General features: G+C 65.2%; 16 protein-coding genes and 1 pseudogene. 14 read left to right on the top strand and 3 right to left on the bottom strand.

The annotated features are described in order from the left end of the window. Nucleotides 1-6: 6 nt before the first annotated feature. Nucleotides 7-216 carry a DUF1858 domain-containing protein gene (locus PVE73_RS07770; RefSeq protein WP_346772406.1) on the bottom strand — a complete coding sequence of 70 codons (210 nt, stop codon included), beginning with the start codon at nucleotides 214-216 and terminating at the stop codon, nucleotides 7-9. Between the two features lie 241 nt (nucleotides 217-457). Here PVE73_RS07770 and PVE73_RS07765 point away from each other — a divergent pair, with 241 nt between their 5' ends. The 12 genes from PVE73_RS07765 (at nucleotide 458) to PVE73_RS07710 (ending at nucleotide 12,193) form a co-directional block, all read left to right on the top strand. Further along, nucleotides 458-1,291 (top strand): universal stress protein, encoded by an 834-nt coding sequence (locus PVE73_RS07765; RefSeq protein WP_277366385.1) that lies wholly within the window; start codon nucleotides 458-460, stop codon nucleotides 1,289-1,291. 107 nt (nucleotides 1,292-1,398) lie between these two features. Next, on the top strand, nucleotides 1,399-3,264 hold the full coding sequence (locus tag PVE73_RS07760) for a heavy metal translocating P-type ATPase (RefSeq protein ID WP_277367381.1): 1,866 nt from the start codon (nucleotides 1,399-1,401) through the stop codon (nucleotides 3,262-3,264). A 159-nt stretch (nucleotides 3,265-3,423) separates the two neighbouring features. Further along, a complete protein-coding gene (gene ccoN / locus PVE73_RS07755; protein WP_277366384.1) occupies nucleotides 3,424-5,067 on the top strand; it encodes a cytochrome-c oxidase, cbb3-type subunit I in 1,644 nt (547 codons plus the stop codon). 4 nt (nucleotides 5,068-5,071) lie between these two features. Further along, nucleotides 5,072-5,824, top strand: coding sequence for a cytochrome-c oxidase, cbb3-type subunit II (gene ccoO, locus PVE73_RS07750; protein WP_277366383.1), 753 nt, complete (start codon nucleotides 5,072-5,074; stop codon nucleotides 5,822-5,824). After that, a complete protein-coding gene (locus PVE73_RS07745) occupies nucleotides 5,824-5,994 on the top strand; it encodes a cbb3-type cytochrome c oxidase subunit 3 (protein ID WP_277367380.1) in 171 nt (56 codons plus the stop codon). The genes ccoO and PVE73_RS07745 overlap by 1 nt, the downstream gene beginning before the upstream one ends. After that, entirely contained in the window at nucleotides 5,985-6,881 is an 897-nt protein-coding gene (ccoP, locus tag PVE73_RS07740; protein WP_277366382.1) for a cytochrome-c oxidase, cbb3-type subunit III, read from the top strand. Before PVE73_RS07745 ends, ccoP begins: the two co-directional genes overlap by 10 nt. Beyond that, the gene (locus PVE73_RS07735; RefSeq protein ID WP_277366381.1) at nucleotides 6,878-7,075 is read left to right on the top strand and encodes a hypothetical protein; all 198 of its coding nucleotides are present in this window, start codon (nucleotides 6,878-6,880) and stop codon (nucleotides 7,073-7,075) included. The genes ccoP and PVE73_RS07735 overlap by 4 nt, the downstream gene beginning before the upstream one ends. Nucleotides 7,076-7,097: 22 nt before the next feature. Then, nucleotides 7,098-7,889, top strand: a complete 792-nt coding sequence (locus PVE73_RS07730; RefSeq protein WP_277366380.1) for a DUF2189 domain-containing protein — start codon at nucleotides 7,098-7,100, stop codon at nucleotides 7,887-7,889. A gap of 4 nt (nucleotides 7,890-7,893) precedes the next feature. Next, entirely contained in the window at nucleotides 7,894-10,134 is a 2,241-nt protein-coding gene (locus PVE73_RS07725; RefSeq protein ID WP_277366379.1) for a heavy metal translocating P-type ATPase, read from the top strand. Continuing rightward, nucleotides 10,131-10,304: a cbb3-type cytochrome oxidase assembly protein CcoS gene (gene ccoS / locus PVE73_RS07720; RefSeq protein WP_277366378.1), complete on the top strand. Its 174-nt coding sequence runs from the start codon at nucleotides 10,131-10,133 to the stop codon at nucleotides 10,302-10,304. Before PVE73_RS07725 ends, ccoS begins: the two co-directional genes overlap by 4 nt. 174 nt (nucleotides 10,305-10,478) lie before the next feature. Continuing rightward, a complete protein-coding gene (gene trxC / locus PVE73_RS07715; RefSeq protein WP_277366377.1) occupies nucleotides 10,479-10,925 on the top strand; it encodes a thioredoxin TrxC in 447 nt (148 codons plus the stop codon). An 11-nt stretch (nucleotides 10,926-10,936) separates the two neighbouring features. Then, nucleotides 10,937-12,193 carry an MgtC/SapB family protein gene (locus PVE73_RS07710; protein WP_277366376.1) on the top strand — a complete coding sequence of 419 codons (1,257 nt, stop codon included), beginning with the start codon at nucleotides 10,937-10,939 and terminating at the stop codon, nucleotides 12,191-12,193. 258 nt (nucleotides 12,194-12,451) lie between these two features. Here PVE73_RS07710 and PVE73_RS07705 read toward each other — a convergent pair. Further along, a pseudogene (locus PVE73_RS07705) lies at nucleotides 12,452-13,432 on the bottom strand (zinc-dependent alcohol dehydrogenase family protein); the annotation flags it as partial. An 84-nt stretch (nucleotides 13,433-13,516) separates the two neighbouring features. Next, the gene (locus tag PVE73_RS07700; protein WP_277366375.1) at nucleotides 13,517-14,167 is read right to left on the bottom strand and encodes a BON domain-containing protein; all 651 of its coding nucleotides are present in this window, start codon (nucleotides 14,165-14,167) and stop codon (nucleotides 13,517-13,519) included. 184 nt (nucleotides 14,168-14,351) lie between these two features. On the opposite strand from PVE73_RS07700, the gene PVE73_RS07695 reads away from it, so the two are divergent. Together PVE73_RS07695 and PVE73_RS07690 are read left to right on the top strand one after the other, a co-directional pair. Beyond that, nucleotides 14,352-14,843 (top strand): host attachment protein, encoded by a 492-nt coding sequence (locus PVE73_RS07695; RefSeq protein WP_277366374.1) that lies wholly within the window; start codon nucleotides 14,352-14,354, stop codon nucleotides 14,841-14,843. 103 nt (nucleotides 14,844-14,946) lie between these two features. After that, nucleotides 14,947-16,164, top strand: coding sequence for a thiamine pyrophosphate-dependent dehydrogenase E1 component subunit alpha (locus tag PVE73_RS07690; protein WP_277366373.1), 1,218 nt, complete (start codon nucleotides 14,947-14,949; stop codon nucleotides 16,162-16,164). Nucleotides 16,165-16,191 lie beyond the last annotated feature (27 nt).

Raw genomic sequence — 16,191 nt, 5'->3', positions numbered from 1 at the left:
GCTCCTTCAACCGCCCGCGATCGCCGCCCTCAACTCCTCCAGGAAGGCACCTTCGTCTATCATATGCTCGCGGCAGGCGTCGTTGACGGTATGAAAAGCGGTGATGGGGCAGCCGACGCACAGCATGTGGTGGCGCAGTATGACGGAGATGGCGGGGGGCCAGGCCCGCATGATCTCCTCCAGCGTCATATCCGGATCAAGATGCACTTCCCGCACGGCTCTCTCCTCGCGAACGGCACTGTCGCCCGTGCCGCATCGCCAATCGTTGTGCTTGCGCAAAGAAGATCGGTTCTCAAGCGACCGCCGCGTCCGCGATCAGGCTCGGCCTGAGCGACATTGAAAGCTGACGGCGCGATTTGATTCAGGACAATGTGGTGGGGACGGATCCGTGTGATCAGGAGGGCCGAGCCTGTGGGATGGATCACGCTTCCATCCCAAACCGAACCGGAGCGATTCGATGTATTCCGACATTCTTCTTCCACTGATCACCCATCCCGATGCCAGCTCGGAATCAGTCGCGACCAATGCGGCGCGCGTGGCCAAATGCCTCGGCGCGCAACTGCATGCAATGGCGCTCGAAGTGGAGGTACCCGATATCTCCAACGCGCTCTCGGGCCTCCTGCTCGACCTGCCAAAGCTCATCCGCGAGGTGGAAGAGAGCAGCCGGGCCAAGGGGCAGCGTCTGCTGCAGATCGTGGCGGACAAGGCCGCGTCTCTCAGCATTGAATGCCGGGTGGAAAACATTCACGCACGCGAGACCGAGTTCGGACCTGTTGCCGCGAATGCGGCACGCTATCACGACCTGTCATTGATCGGCTGGACCGCCTCCAACGCCACAACGCAGGTGGTCGCCGAGGCGCTCATCTTCGAGTCGGGCCGCCCGGTGGTCGTGCTGCCAGAAGCGGAAACCGAGACGATCAAGCACGTCGCGATCGCCTGGGACGGAAGCCGCGTCGCAGCAAGAGCCGTATCGGATGCGATGCCCTTCCTGCGAAAGGCAAAGGCGATCTCGATTGTCGTGGTCACAGACGAGAAGCCCATAAAGGACGGCAGCGGAGCCAAACTGCTGGCTGACTATCTGGCCAAGCGCGGGCACCGCTCCTCTGTTCACTCCGTGCACGCTGCGGGGCGCCGCATCGGCGAGACGCTTCAGGCCGAGGCGCAAAAGCTCGGCGCCGACCTGCTTGTCATGGGCGCCTACGGCCATTCGCGGCTCAGGCAGTTCGTGCTGGGCGGCGCCACCAGCGGCGTCCTCGAAGACCTGCGCATGCCAGTGCTGCTGTCCCACTGATGAACGAGCCTGAACTGCCGCTGCCGGTTCCACCTGCGGGCCGCGTGCTGGAGCAACTGAGTGCAGATCCAGGCCGGGAAAAAGGCCCCGCCGCATGGAAGATCATTTTGACCGAGGCGTTTCTCAGGCGGGTCCTCCTCGGCGTCGCCCTGCTTGGACTTGCCGCCGGCCTCGCGATGAGGGTCGGACTCCAGTCTCAGCTTTGGATGGGCATCGGTCCCGAGGAAATCTGGGCCGCCGGAGCCATTCCCGTCGTCATCGTGCTCTTCGTCTCGATCCTGCGGGATTTTTGGATCGGCCGGTTCGGCGTCGATGCCATCGCTCTGGTTTCGATCTCCGCGGCGCTGCTGCTCGATCAGTCGCTTGCCGCGGTCGTGGTGGCGATCATGTATGCCGGCGGCACGGTGCTGGAGGATTTCGCGCGCGATCGGGCCGAGCGCAGCCTCAAGGCGCTGACCGACAGGTCGCCGCGCTTTGCACTCCGGAAATCCGCGGAAGCCGTCGAGACGATCCCGGTCGAGGACGTTCATGTCGGCGACGACATTCTCGTTCGCGCCGGCGATGTGCTGCCGGTTGACGGCAATCTGCTCGACCCGGCGGCAAAGGTCGACGAGCAAGCCGTCACCGGCGAGCCGTTGCCGGAAAGCCGTCGCGCGGGGGACTTCCTGCGCAGCGGCACCGTCAATGCCGGCGAGGCCTTCACAATGCGGGCGTCGGCTCGCGCGAATCAGAGCACCTATGCCGGAATCGTGCGCATGGTTGCTGTTGCCCAGACGGCCAAGGCGCCCTTCATCCGCATGGCGGACCGGTTTGCCCTTCTCCTTCTGCCGGCCACGATTATTGTCGCCGCGCTCGCCTGGTATGCCTCGGGCGACCCCATCCGCGCGCTCGCCGTTCTGGTCGTCGCGACGCCCTGCCCGCTCATCCTCGCAGCTCCGGTCGCGTTCATCGGTGGCGTCTCGCGGGCAGCGCGCGCCGGCGTTTTGATGAAGGGCAGCGAAGCACTGGAAGCGCTTGCGCGGGCACGGACCGCCGTCTTCGACAAGACCGGCACGCTCACCCGCGGCGGCGCCCAGCTTGTGGAACGGGAGACCGCGCCAGGCCGCGACACGGACGAGGTGCTACGGCTGCTCGCCTGCCTGGAGCAGGCTTCCCACCATGTGCTGGCAGACGCCATCGTCGGCGAGGCGCGTGCCCGCAATCTGACGCTCTCGCACCCCGCCAAGGTGAGGGAACACCGCGGCGCCGGGCTGGAAGGCATCATAGAGGGAACGCAGATCCGTGCCGGCTCGCGCGCTCTCGTACTGGGCGGCAGCGTCGCTCCGATCTGGGCAGCGGACGGCGAAAGACGTTATGCCGGCCAGCCGGTGCTCAGGGTCTATGTTGCCCTCGACGGCCGCCTTGCCGGCATCTTCACCTTCGGCGACGCCTTGCGGGGCGACGCCGCCGAGACGCTCCGCACCTTGAAGTCGTCCGGCATCGGCCGGACGGTCATGCTGACGGGAGACGATCACTGGGCCGCGGCCCGTGTGGCCGCACAGCTCGACCTCGATGCCGTGATCGCCAATGCAAACCCTGCGGAAAAGGTCGAAGCGGTAAAAGAGGAGATGCGGCAGGCCCCGACCATGATGATCGGCGACGGCATCAACGATGCCCCGGCGTTGGCCGCCGCCACGGTCGGCGTTGCCATGGGCGCGCGCGGCGCCACAGCTTCCTCGCAAACCGCGGATGTGGTTGTCCTGACAGATCGCCTGCGCCCGGTGGGCGAGGCCCTGCAGATCGCGCACCGCACGCGCGCTATCGCCCTGCAAAGCATCGTCGTCGGCCTCACCCTCTCGGGAGTGGCGATGATCGCTGCCGCTTTCGGGCTGATCACGCCGGTTGCAGGGGCCTTTCTTCAGGAGGGCATCGATATAGCGGTTATTCTCAATGCCCTGCGGGCACTCCGCGACCGTACCTTGATCACCCGCTGACACGGGCAACGAGGGCAACGCTCGGGAACCCGTGCACCGGAGCGATGAACATTCGCGCCGAATTTGATCCAGAACAAAGTCCGGCCCGGCCTGCTGCTTCAAATGGAACCGCTGCCTGGTGGCAGCGGGCACACGCAGCAGATTGAGTGAGGGAAACAATTGATCGCACAACTGACCATCACTGAACGGCACATCGGACTCGTGCTCGCCGGGCTTGTCACACTCATGGGTGCTGCGCTCGGCATCGCCGGCCGCAACGACGTGCTGGCCTATCAGGGCCTACTGATCGTGGTCTTCGGCGCACTCGTGATGATCGCGCTTCTGCGGAATCTCGACGCGCCCGAGCCGTACGAGAGCCGGCTTGCCGAATATTACGACGATCCAATCCGCTTCGGCATCGTGCTGACGATGCTGTGGGCCATCTTCGGCATGTTCGTCGGCGTGTGGGTGGCAGCCCTTCTGGCCTGGCCCGAGCTGACCTTCGACGCGGCCTGGGCGAGTTTCGGTCGGCTGCGCCCGGCGCACACGACGGGCGTCATCTTCGGCTTCGGCGGCAATGCGCTGATCGCCACCTCGCTGCATGTCGTGCAGCGCACCTCGCGCGCCCGGCTGCCCGACCAGGTGAGCCCCTGGTTCGTGCTGCTCGGCTACAACCTTTTCTGCCTGCTCGCCGTCTCCGGCTATTTCGCCGGCATCACCCAGTCGAAGGAATATGCCGAGCCGGAATGGTATGCCGACCTCTGGCTGGTGGTCGTCTGGGTCGCCTATTTCGCGCTCTATATCCGCACGCTCGCCCGCCGCAAGGAGCCGCACATCTATGTGGCCAACTGGTACTTCATGGCCTTCATCCTGGTCGTGGCGATCCTGCACATCGTCAACAACCTCGCCGTGCCGGTCGGAATCGGCAACGCCAAGGCCTATTCCGCCTTTTCCGGCGTGCAGGACGCGATGACGCAATGGTGGTACGGCCACAACGCCGTCGCCTTTTTCCTGACCGCCGGCTTTCTGGGCATGATGTACTACTACCTGCCGAAGCGGGCGGAGCGGCCGATCTATTCCTACCGGCTATCGATCATCAGCTTCTGGGGCATCACCTTCTTGTACATGTGGGCGGGCTCGCACCATCTGCACTACACCGCCCTGCCCCACTGGGTGCAGACGCTCGGCATGACCTTCTCGGTGGTGCTGCTCGTGCCCTCCTGGGCGTCGGCCGCCAACGCGCTTCTCACCCTCAACGGTGCCTGGCACAAGGTGCGCGACGACGCCACCCTGCGCTTCATGATGGTGGCGGCCGTCTTCTATGGCCTGTCCACGTTCGAAGGCTCCTTCCTTGCGATCCGCGCCGTGAACTCGCTTTCGCACTATACCGACTGGACCGTCGGACACGTCCATGCCGGCGCGCTCGGCTGGGTGGCGATGATCACCTTCGGCGCGCTGTACACGTTGACGCCGGCCATGTGGAAACGCGCGCGCATGTACTCCAACACGCTCGTGGAGGTGCACTTCTGGTGCGCGGTGATCGGCACGCTGATCTACGTCTTCGCAATGTGGAACTCCGGCATCATCCAGGGGCTGATGTGGCGCACCTACAATGAAAGCGGGATGCTGACCTACTCCTTCATCGAGTCTCTGGTCGCCATGCATCCCTACTATATCGCGCGCACCGTCGGTGGGTTCTTCTTCCTGATCGGCGCGGTGGTCGGCACCTACAACATCTTCATGACGATCCGGCACGAGCCACTACCGCTCCGCCAGCGCACCGACGCGTTCGGCGGCGATCGCCCGCTCGTGCCGGGGGAGTAAGGACATGCCCGAAGCACACAGGAAACTCGAGCGCACGGCCGTCGGCTTCGTGCTGGCCATTATCGGCGTGTCGAGCATCGGCGGCCTCGTGGAGATCGCGCCGCTCTTCACCATCGACGAGACCGTCGAGAAGGTCGAGGACATGCGGGTCTACACGCCGCTGGAGCTCGCCGGCCGCAACATCTACATCCGCGAAGGCTGCTATGCCTGCCATAGCCAAATGATCCGCACGCTCCGCGACGAGGTGGAGCGCTACGGCCCCTATTCGCTGGCCGTGGAATCCCAATACGACCACCCGATGCTATGGGGATCGAAGCGCACCGGCCCGGACCTTGCCCGCGTCGGCGGCAAATATTCCGATGAATGGCACGTCGCACACCTCGTCGACCCCCGCGCCGTGGTGCCGCAATCCAAGATGCCGGCCTACGCCTGGCTTCAACGCAATGCCCTGAAGACAGACGACCTGCCGGGCCATCTGACGGCCATGCGCCGCGTGGGCGTGCCCTATACGGACGTGATGATCGAGAACGCAACGCGCGATGCGTTCGCCCAGGCCTATCCCGACAGCGACATGGCCGAGGGTGTCGCCGAGCGCTACGGCGCGGACACCAATATCCGCGCCTTCGACGGCGATCCGGGGCGGCTCACCGAGATGGACGCGCTGGTCGCCTATCTGCAGATCGTCGGGCAGTTGACCGACGCCGCCCACGAGAAGCGGACCGGCGAACAAGTCGTACAGGCAGAGGAAACGGAATGATGGACATCGGCCACGACACCCTCGTCGCGCTCGCCAAGAGCTGGGGGCTCTTTTACCTCATCGCGCTGTCCATCGGCGTGCTCGCCTACACCTTCTGGCCCGGCAACCGGAAGCGCTTCGCCCGCGCCAAGCTGATCGTGCTCGACAAGGAGGACCGGCCATGGCGGTAGGCGAACGCGACCCCGTCACCGGCAAGCCGACGACTGGGCACGAATGGAACGGCATCAAGGAACTGGACAACCGCGTCCCGCGTGCCGTCATCTTCTTCCTCGTCGCCACGACGCTGTTTTCCACCGTCTACTGGGTGCTGATGCCATCCTGGCCTTTGGGCGTCACCTATACGAAGGGCCTGCTCGGCATCGACCAGCGCCAAACCGTGGAGAAAGTCGTGCAGGAAGCCGCCGCCCAGCGCGCCGCCTGGACGGACGAGATCGCGCGGCTCGGCTTCGCCGAGATCACCGAGCGCCCGGAACTGATGCGCATCGTGCGCGAGTCCGGCAGGACCCTGTTCGGCGATAATTGCGCCGCCTGCCACGGCACCGACGCGAAGGGCAATCCCGGTTTCCCGAGCCTCGCGGACGATGCCTGGCTGTGGGGCGGCGACCCGGAGATCGTCGCCGAGACCCTGCGCATCGGCATCAATTCCACCCATCCCGAGACCCGCTTCGCACAGATGCCGGCCTTCGGCCGCGACGGTATCCTCGATCGGGCGGCGATCTCCTCCATCGTCTCCTTCATTCGCAACAATGCAGAAGGGATCGATGATCTCGGCCCGCTGGATGCGAAGGGTATAGAGGAGGGTACACAGCTCTTCGCCGACAATTGCGCCGCCTGCCACGGCGCGGAAGGGCGCGGCGATCCGGCCATGGGCGTGCCCGACCTCATGGATGATTCCTGGGTCACCGGCAGCGACCGCACGACCCTGATCCGCATCATCTCGCAAGGCCGGCAGGGCCACATGCCGCATTGGGAAAACCGGCTCACCGAGACCGACCGCAAGATCCTGGCGCTATACGTGACGGAGATCGCCAAGCGCCAAGCGGAGACGGCACGATGAGAAGGGCCGCGCACGGGCGCGTAACGCGGCTCTGGGCGACGGCGGGGGTGGCCGCGGCCGTCCTCCTCTTCGTCGGCGCGAACGCACACCTGCTTTATGTCGCGCTCGAGGCGCGCGCCGAATGCGTCGACCACATCAAGATGCCGGACGAAACGCGGCCCGGACAATACCGGGCGGCGAAGTCCGCCTGCTGAGGCTGGAGAAGAGAGCGAGCACATGGCGAACGACATCCACGTGAACGAACTTGAAGCCGCGGCCCCGGCGGCCCGCGGCCGCGATCTCCCGCTTTCGGAGGCGTTTCGCTGGCTGGCGGGCGGCTGGCGCGATTTCACAAAGAAGCCATGGCTGAGCCTCGTCCACGGCATCGGCGTGCTTGCCCTTTCGGCGCTCACCGTCGCGGTGATGTTCGCCGCCGGCTGGGATCACATCCTTTTTCCCGCCCTCTCCGGCTTCATGATCGTCGGGCCGCTGATCGCCATCGGCACGTACGAGAAGAGCCGCCGGCTCGCGGCGGGCGAGCCGCTCGGCCTCCGCAACGTTCTCTTCGGTCCCGCGCGGTCCGGCGGCCAGATCTTCTTCGTAGGGCTGATCCTCGCGCTCCTGATGGTCTTCTGGATGCGCGCGGCCGTCCTCATCTATGCGCTGTTCTTCGGCTATCGGCCCTTCCCCGGGCTCGACCAGATCGCGCCGATGCTTTTCACCACGCCAATCGGCTGGGCGATGCTCCTCACCGGCACCGTTGTCGGCGGGATCTTTGCCGCCTTCGCATACGCCATCAGCGTCTTCGCCATCCCGATGCTGCTCGACCGGCGTACCGATGCGCTGACGGCCATGGGCACCAGCATGGCGCTGGTCTGGAACAATTTGCCGGTCATGTTGATGTGGGGCGGCATGGTGCTGACGCTCTTCCTGCTCGCCGTCGCCACCGGGCTTCTCGGCCTCGTCATCATCTTCCCGCTTCTCGGCCATGCCACCTGGCATGCCTATGAAGCCATCGCCCGGAGCTGAGACCGTGGCGGGCTGCTGCGCCCCTGGAGCCGACATCGCGCCGGTCGGCCAACCCGCCGACGAGGAGGTGCGCCTTGCGAGCCGGGCCCTCTCCGAAACGCTGATGCAGACGGATTTCAGCGTGCCGGCCGCCCATTGCGGCGCCTGCATCAAGACGATCGAGCAAGCGCTCCTGGCATTGCCTGGCGTGGAGGCGGCAAGGCTCAACCTGTCGACCCGGCGTGTTTCGGTGCAGTGGCGGAAGAACGGTCCCGTACCGCCCTTCTTCGACGCGTTGGCGAGAGCCGGCTACGACGCCACGCTCTATACGCATGACCAGTCGGACGACGATCCCGAGTTCGGCCGTCTCCTGCGCGCCACGGCCGTGGCAGGCTTCGCCGCCATGAACATCATGCTGCTCTCGGTCTCCGTATGGTCAGGCGCCGATGCCGAGACCCGGCACGCCTTCCACATGGTCTCAGCCCTGATGGCGTTGCCGGCTATCGCCTATTCCGGCCGCGTCTTCTTCGCCTCCGCGTGGTCGGCGCTGAAGGCGCGCACGACCAACATGGACGTGCCGATCTCCGTCGGTATCCTGCTGACGCTCGCGCTCAGCCTGCACGACACGTTCCGCAACGAGCCGCATGCCTATTTCGACGCGGTGGTCTCGCTCACTTTCTTCCTTCTGATCGGCCGCACGCTCGACCACATGATGCGCCGCAAGGCCAGGACCGCCATCTCCGGGCTGGCGCGCATCATGCCGCGCGGCGCGGTGACGGTCTCCGCGGATGGCGTGCGCAGCTACAAGGACGTGCGCGAGATCGCACCAGGGGAGACGCTGCTCGTCGCACCGGGCGAGCGGATCCCGCTCGACGGCATCGTCATGCGCGGCGGCGGCGAGCTGGATGCTCAGCTTGTCACGGGCGAGGCCACGCCGGTGATCGCCACGCACGGCGACAAGGTCAGCGCCGGCATGCTGAATCTCACGGGTGCACTGACCATCCGCGCCGAGCGAAAAGTGGAGGATTCGTTCCTCGCCGAGATGATGCGCATGATGGAGGCGGCCGAGGCCGGCCGCTCGCGCTACCGGCGGATCGCCGACCGCGCTGCGAGCCTCTATTCGCCGGTCATCCACATTCTGGCCCTCGCCTCCTTCATCGGCTGGATGGCGGCGACCGGCGACTGGCACCGCGCGCTCACCGTCGCCGTCTCGGTGCTGATCATCACCTGCCCCTGTGCCCTGGGGCTCGCCGTGCCGATGGTGCAGGTGATGGCCGCGCGCCGGCTGTTCGAGCACGGCATCGCCCTCAAGGAAGGGAGCGCGCTGGAGCGGTTGGCCGGGATCGACACGGTGGTCTTCGACAAGACCGGCACGCTGACCCTGGGTAATTTGCGCGTCGCCGCTTCCACCGTGCCGGAACGCGACCTTGCCGTGGCCGCAGCCCTTGCGGCCCTCTCCCGCCACCCCGCTGCGCGCGCCGTCGCCCGGTTCGACCCGGCCGGCGCCGACCTGACGGTGGAAGACTTCGCCGAGCATCCGGGGCTTGGCGTAGAGGCTCGCATCGCCGGCGCGCTCTACCGCCTCGGCCGTCCCTCCTGGGCGTGCGCGGAGCCAGCCGCTGCAAGCGAACGAAGCATGAGCACGCTGTCGCGCGACGGTGTTCCCCTCGGAACATTCTCCTTCACCGACACGCCGCGCGCCGACGCGAAAGCCGCCGTCCGCGCCCTCCTGGAGCGCGGCATCGTCGTGGAGATCGTATCGGGCGACGGTGCAGAGGCGGTCGCGGCCGCCGCGCACCAGCTCGGCATCGAGACCTACCGGGCTTCAATGCTACCGGCGGACAAGGTGGCACGGCTGGAAGAACTGCGCAGGCAGGGCCGCATCGTGCTGATGGTCGGCGACGGGCTGAACGACGCTCCCGCCCTTGCCGCCGCGCACGTCTCCATGGCCCCGGGCAGCGCGGCGGAGGTGGGGCGCCACGCGGCCGATATGGTGTTCGTCAATGGAGCGCTGAGCGCCGTGCCGGCCGCGCTGGCGACGGCATTACGTGCGGCAGTGCTGGTGCGCCAGAACCTCGCACTGGCAGTGGTCTACAACCTCGCCGTCCTGCCGCTGGCGCTGGCCGGCCATGTCACGCCGCTGATCGCCGCCATCGCGATGTCTTCCTCCTCGATCCTGGTCGTCGCCAACGCGCTCAGGCTGCGTAGCGGGGAGCGGACGCCATCCGAATTGCGTGGACCGAAACTGGTTGAGGTTACCTCGTGAGTTATCTCGTCTGGCTGATCCCGATCGCCATTCTCATGGGCATAGCCGCCCTCGCCACCTTCCTCTGGTCGCTGCGCGATGGGCAGTACGAAGACCTGGATGGCGCGGCCGCGCGCATCCTGGTCGACGAGGACCGCCCGATTCAAGAATCGAGCCAGGCACGCGCGTAAATCAGCCTCCAGGCGTGCACCGCGCCGCCATTGCCGCCCACCACGCAGGACGCCCTCAGCCCCTTTGACGCGGGTCAAGGTGGTATTCATCTCAAGGCGCGATAGATTTTATCTTCGCAAGGACGTGGGAAGAGTGTCCCCGCGACCGCCAAGTTTCAACGGGAAGTTCCGGCAATGAACGAGGCCTACATCGTCTGTTCCAAATGCGGCGGGGTCAATCGTCTGCCGCCCGCCCGTTCCGCCCTCGCTGGCAAGTGCGGAAAATGCGGAGCCAGGCTCTTTTCAGGACACCCCGAAGACGTCGACGCGGATATTCTGGAGCGCCAGATCGCCCGCAGCACCGTTCCCGTGCTCGTCGATGTCTGGGCGCCATGGTGCGGACCGTGCCGGATGATGGCGCCCGCATTCGAGGCGGCTGCGCGTGAACTCGAACCCCGGCTGCGCCTGGTCAAACTCAACTCCGATGTCGAGCAGTCCGCGGCCGCGAGACTTGGGATTCGGGGAATCCCGACGATGATCCTCTTTCACGGCGGCCGCGAGATAGCGCGCACCTCCGGTGCGATGACCGACGCCCAAATCGTGCAGTGGGCGCGCGGCCGTCTGCCGGCCGCCTCCGCTTGACGTTAGACCAAATGGACCCGCTGATCGCAAGGCTCGGCCTGGCACTTGCCATCGGCCTTCTCGTCGGGCTGGAGCGCGGCTGGCGCGAGCGGGATGCCCCAGACCGCAGCCGTACGGCCGGCATTCGCACTTTCGGCATCTCCGGCCTCCTCGGGGGCATCTTCGCTGCCCTCGCGGACGCGCTCGGCTCGAATGCGCTGCTGATCGCCGGCTTCGTCAGCTTTGCCGCCATCTTCGCCTGGTATAAGACGCGCGAGGCTATCCATGACGAGGATTTCAGCGTCACGAGCGTGGTCGCGGGATTGAGCGTGTTCGCCCTCGGCGCCTTCGCGGTCGCCGGCGACTATCGCGCGGCGGCAGCAGGAGGTGCGGCCCTTGCGGCGATCCTTGCCAGCCGGGAAGTCCTGCACAGCCTTCTGCGGCGGCTGACATGGATCGAGTTGCGATCGGCCCTCATTCTCGCGGTGATGACGGCCATCGTGCTTCCGCTCCTGCCGAACAGGACGGTCGACCCCTGGGGCGGGCTGAACCCGTGGGAGATCTGGTTCTTCACCGTCCTGATAGCTGCGATATCCTTTCTCGGCTATGTCGCGGTGCGGGTATTGGGCGAAACCCGCGGCCTGCTAGTCAGCGTGCTGGCGGGCGCCGTCGTTTCCTCCACGGCCGTGACACTCGCCCTGGCACGGATAGCTAACGATAGTGCCCGCGCCACCCCGCTTTCGGGCGCGGCATCGCTGGCGGCGATGGTCTCGATCCTGCGCGTTTTGCTGATTGTCATCATCATTGAACCGCGGGTCTTTCCGACGATCGGCGTGCCCGCGCTTCTGGCCGCCCTCTGCTTCGGTGCCTGCGGTGCTTTGTTCATGTTCCGTGACAGTCAGGGACTGGGCAACTCGCCGGTCCGCAATCCCTTCGAGGTTGCGCCGCTGCTCCTTTTCGCCCTGCTCTTCGCTATTGTCGCGACCGCGAGCGCCGCGCTGGCCGATATCACCGGCGTGAGCGGGCTACTCGCGACCTCGGCCGTATCCGGGACCTTTGATGTGGATGTCGCCGTGCTGAGTGCGCTGCGTCTCGTCCGGGAAGCAGTTCCTCCCGAAGTGGCGGGACAGGCGGTGCTTGCCGCTCTGGCGACAAACGCGCTCTTGCGCGCGGCGCTCGCGATGATGGCAGGTCCGCCCAGGTTTGCTTTTGCCCTTGCCGGCTTCACCCTTCTGGCACTCGTTATCGGTTATGGCGCCTTCACGGTAGTGCCCGCCCTGCCTTCATAAGGGCTCAGACGAACGCCCTGCCTGTCCTGCCCATAATCGAGCTGGTGGAGGGGCTGCGTCTTCCTAAACGGCACAGTGGCTTCGGTCCTGGAGAAGCAATCGACGGTGTCAGCTGGAGATCAGGCGGTGCATGGATCCATCGCCGAGCAGCGACCGCGCGACACCACCGAACGACCATTCGCGCAATCGGCTATGTCCGTAACCGCCCGCTACGACCAGGTCCGAACCCATCTCACGTGCGATCTCGGTTGGCCAACCCGGGACGAGCACCGCTGCACCACTGAGGCGGCCGGCGCGCAGATCCGCGAGCGCTTCATTGGCCCTTTCGAGCGAATACACTGTTGTATGGGTACGCACTCCAGCCCTTCTGGCGACGGGAAAAAACTCTGTCGCGTCGGCACGGGTCAGATTGGCCACAGTTACCAGCTGACGTTCTTCCCACAACAGGGAATACGGCATCGCGGGGATGTCGCTCATGTGAATGCCTCCGCACACGACGCGCCCCCCTTTGCGCACGGCCCGAAGTGCGGCCGGCACGAGGTCCCCGACGGGAGCAAATATGATCGCAGCATCCATTAGATCAGGCGGCGCGGCGTCGGAGCCGCCAGCCCAGGCCACACCGAGGCTCAGCGCAAAGCGCTGCGCCTCCGAATCGCCTGACCGGGTAAAAGCGAACACATCCCGGCCCTGCCAGACACAGATCTGAGCAGTGATATGAGCGGCAGCACCGAAGCCGTAAATGCCGATCCGTCTTCCGTCACCGGCCATCTTAAGGGAGCGCCAGCCTATGAGCCCGGCGCAGAGTAGAGGCGACAGGGCCACCGGATCGCGTGTCGCATCGAGATCAAAGGCGAAATCGGCATCGGCGACCACATGGCTTGCAAAGCCGCCATCGCGCGTGTAGCCGGTGAACAGCGGCTGGTCACAAAGGTTCTCGGAACCCGCAAGACAATAGGGGCATGCGCCGCAGGTATGGCCGAGCCAAGGCACCCCTACCCGACGACTGAGCCTTGCCTCGTCGACGCCTTCTCCGACCTTGTCTATGATGCCAACGATCTCGTGTCCCGGAATAAGCGGAAGCTTCGGGTCTTTCAGATCGCCGTCGACCACGTGAAGATCGGTCCGGCAGACCGCGCAGGCCTCCACCTTGAGCCTGATCTCGCCGCGTCCTGGCGTGGGATCCGGAAGATCGGTCAAGACCAGTGGTCTCCGCGCCTCCTTGAGCACCATCGCCTTCATGGCTGCCCTCTCAAATACCACGCTTTCGACGGGAGGCGGATGCTACACCCGTCTCCCGTCACATGATGACGCAATGAGTGGAGCTCATCCAATGGTAATGCGGTCTTCGACAAGGTTGACGCCCGGCGCGGACCATGCTGCGCGTTCGGCGGCACTGCGTTCGGACCATGCATGGACACGGCCTTCGAGCCTTACCTTTCCGCCGTCGAGGACGTCGACGCGGATCGCCCTGGCCTCGATTTCCGCGTTGCGTTTCAGGGCATCCTCGATGCGTTTTTTGACGTCAGACGCTGACGCATGTGCCTTTACCGCAATGTTGTTCTGTATACCGACCACACCCGCAAGGCCACGGATCGCGTCAGCGGCGGCGGTCTTCTGATACTGCCACTCGACCTTGCCGGTCAGTGTCACCCAGCCTTTCTGGACCTTGACCTGGACGGCGCTGTCGGGAATGGCCGTGTTCCAGTGGATCATGTTGATCGCGCGTTTGGCGATCTCGTCGTCAGCCGTCTGGTTGCTCCCGTACGGACGGACCTCGATTTCCTGAGCGATGCCCTTCACGCCCTTCACACGGCGAACCACGTCCTCGACCGTGGTCTTCTGTGCATAGGTCGGGACATGTCCGGTCAACGTCACAATCCCGTTCTCGACCGCCACGCCGATATCGGCAGCATCAATGCTCGGCTCGAAATCGAGCTCGTCTAAGATGTCCTGTTTCAGATCGATATCGCTCATAACTTCGCCTCTCTGTTGCAGCGGGACCATTCCCGCCTCTCGCTGGGCAAGTATCGGCGCATCGACGTCGCGTGGCGTTGATCGGCGTCAACGCATCAGCACGCCCACTCGATAGTTGATGCGCATCAAGGCGATCCCGCGAAGAAATCTGCATGGGCAGTCTCTCGAACAATGGAGAAGGGCGATGAAAAAGCCGAGGACCTGGATTCTTGTGACGGACGGCGGTCAGGCGCGCATCGTGCGCGAGCTGGCATGCGATGCGGAAACCGGGGAGCGTCTCGACGATCTCGTCTTCGAGATTGAGCACAAGCCGCTTCGGCGGATCATGGCGGATCGTCCGGGGCGCAGCTTCGAATCCCACGGCGCGCGACGGTCTGCGATGGAATACCGTTCCGATCCGGTTCGCGACCGCCAGAGGCGGTTCGCTTCGATGTTGAGCAAGCATCTTCAGTACCATCACGCCGCCGGCGAGTTCGACCGTCTGGCGGTGGTCGCAGAGCCGCGAATGCTCGGTATCGTTCGGCAGACACTGCCTGCTGCATTGAGGGAAGTGGTCGTCAGTGAGATCGGCAAGGACCTCACGAAACTTCCCGCCGATGAACTTTACGCTGCCCTCGCTGGCATTGCCGACCACCCCAGCGCCGGCCATTTGCGGCCCGAACGGGCATCCCGTTGATCGGGATCAATGAGAACCGCGAATTCGAGGTCGATGATAGCTCTCATCGCTCGGGGAACTGGCTTGTCCGCAGGCAACCCGGGGAGCACAGGGAGACGATGTCATGCATGACAATCCAGATCGCAAGTCGGACGGTGACGAGCACATTTCTCCGCTTGGAACCTCGCGCCGGAGCTTCTTGAAGGCCGCCGCCATCGCGGGCGCAGCCGTGTCCTTCGGCACCACGCTCGCACGGGCAAACGGCGAGATCGGCTTTTGGGCGAAGGACCTTTCGGACCAGCAGCTCGTCGACATGTACACGACCATCCTGCGCATCCGCTGGCATGAGCGCACCATGGCCGACAAGATGCTGACGGACCCGAACTACCGCGGCTACAATCATTTCTACGCGGGCCAGGAGGCAGTCGCCGTCGGCGTCTGCTCGGCGCTGCGCAACTCCGGCGGCGTGATGCAAGCCGACCTGGCCTATTCGACGCACCGGCCGACCGGCCATGCGATCGCCAAAGGCGTGGACATGAAGCTGATGGCGGCGGAGAACGACTTCCGCGCCACCGGCCTCAACGGCGGCTATGCGGCCGAAATGCACCTCTGCGATCCCGAAGTGGGCTTCATAGGCGCGGACGGCATGATCGGTCCGGGCCCGGTGATCGCCAGCGGCTCCGCCTTCGCCATCAAGGCGCGCGGCAGCGACCAGGTGGTGGTGAATTTCGGCGGTGACGGCACCTATGCGACGCCGCATTTCCACTCGACGCTGAACAACGCCGCTCTGTTGAAGCTGCCCTTCATCTATGTGCTGGAGAACAACCTCTATCACCAGTATGCGCACTACTCCTATTCGTGCCCGCTGAAGGACATTGCGGATGCCGCGAACACCTACGGCATTCCCGGTGTCATCGTGGACGGGCAGGACGTGATCCAGGTCTACAATGCCGCCAAGACGGCCGTCGACCGGGCAAGAGCTGGCGAAGGGCCGACGCTGATCGAGGCCAAGACCTACCGCTACTACAACCATTGGGGTGCGCCCGGCGCCAAGCCCGGCGAGCTCGGCGCCTTCGGTTACGATCCGCTTGCCATCTCTTCCTTCCGGCCGGAGCGGGAGCTGCGCGCCTGGATGCAACGCGACCCCGTCAGGATCGCTCACGACATCCTCGTCAATTGGGGCGTGGTCGACCATGCCAAGGCTGCCGAGATCGAGGCTTCGGTGAAGCAGGAAGTCTCAGATGCCTTCGCCTGGGCGGCGGAGCAGCCCCTCTGCAAGGCGGAAGACGGGCTGAAGAACGTCTTCGTCGAAGGCACCGTCGAGGCGCGCCAGTTCGGTTGAGAGGCGACGCCGGCAGGTCCGGTCCCC

The sequence above is a fragment of the Chelativorans sp. AA-79 genome, assembly GCF_029457495.1.
Classification (GTDB): domain Bacteria; phylum Pseudomonadota; class Alphaproteobacteria; order Rhizobiales; family Rhizobiaceae; genus Chelativorans.
The sequence above is the reverse complement of the archived record's forward strand: the minus strand, read 5'-3'. Positions and strand labels throughout refer to the sequence as shown.

Excerpts from the sequence above, each read along its gene's own strand:
- PVE73_RS07710 (WP_277366376.1), top strand. The coding sequence starts at position 10,937 with ATGGACCCGCTGATCGCAAGGCTCGGCCTGGCACTTGCCATCGGCCTT.
- PVE73_RS07695 (WP_277366374.1), top strand. The coding sequence starts at position 14,352 with ATGAAAAAGCCGAGGACCTGGATTCTTGTGACGGACGGCGGTCAGGCG.
- trxC (WP_277366377.1), top strand. The coding sequence starts at position 10,479 with ATGAACGAGGCCTACATCGTCTGTTCCAAATGCGGCGGGGTCAATCGT.
- PVE73_RS07765 (WP_277366385.1), top strand. The coding sequence starts at position 458 with ATGTATTCCGACATTCTTCTTCCACTGATCACCCATCCCGATGCCAGC.
- PVE73_RS07735 (WP_277366381.1), top strand. The coding sequence starts at position 6,878 with ATGAGAAGGGCCGCGCACGGGCGCGTAACGCGGCTCTGGGCGACGGCG.
- PVE73_RS07690 (WP_277366373.1), top strand. The coding sequence starts at position 14,947 with ATGCATGACAATCCAGATCGCAAGTCGGACGGTGACGAGCACATTTCT.
- ccoO (WP_277366383.1), top strand. The coding sequence starts at position 5,072 with ATGCCCGAAGCACACAGGAAACTCGAGCGCACGGCCGTCGGCTTCGTG.
- PVE73_RS07730 (WP_277366380.1), top strand. The coding sequence starts at position 7,098 with ATGGCGAACGACATCCACGTGAACGAACTTGAAGCCGCGGCCCCGGCG.
- PVE73_RS07700 (WP_277366375.1), bottom strand. The coding sequence starts at position 14,167 with ATGAGCGATATCGATCTGAAACAGGACATCTTAGACGAGCTCGATTTC.
- PVE73_RS07745 (WP_277367380.1), top strand. The coding sequence starts at position 5,824 with ATGGACATCGGCCACGACACCCTCGTCGCGCTCGCCAAGAGCTGGGGG.
- ccoP (WP_277366382.1), top strand. The coding sequence starts at position 5,985 with ATGGCGGTAGGCGAACGCGACCCCGTCACCGGCAAGCCGACGACTGGG.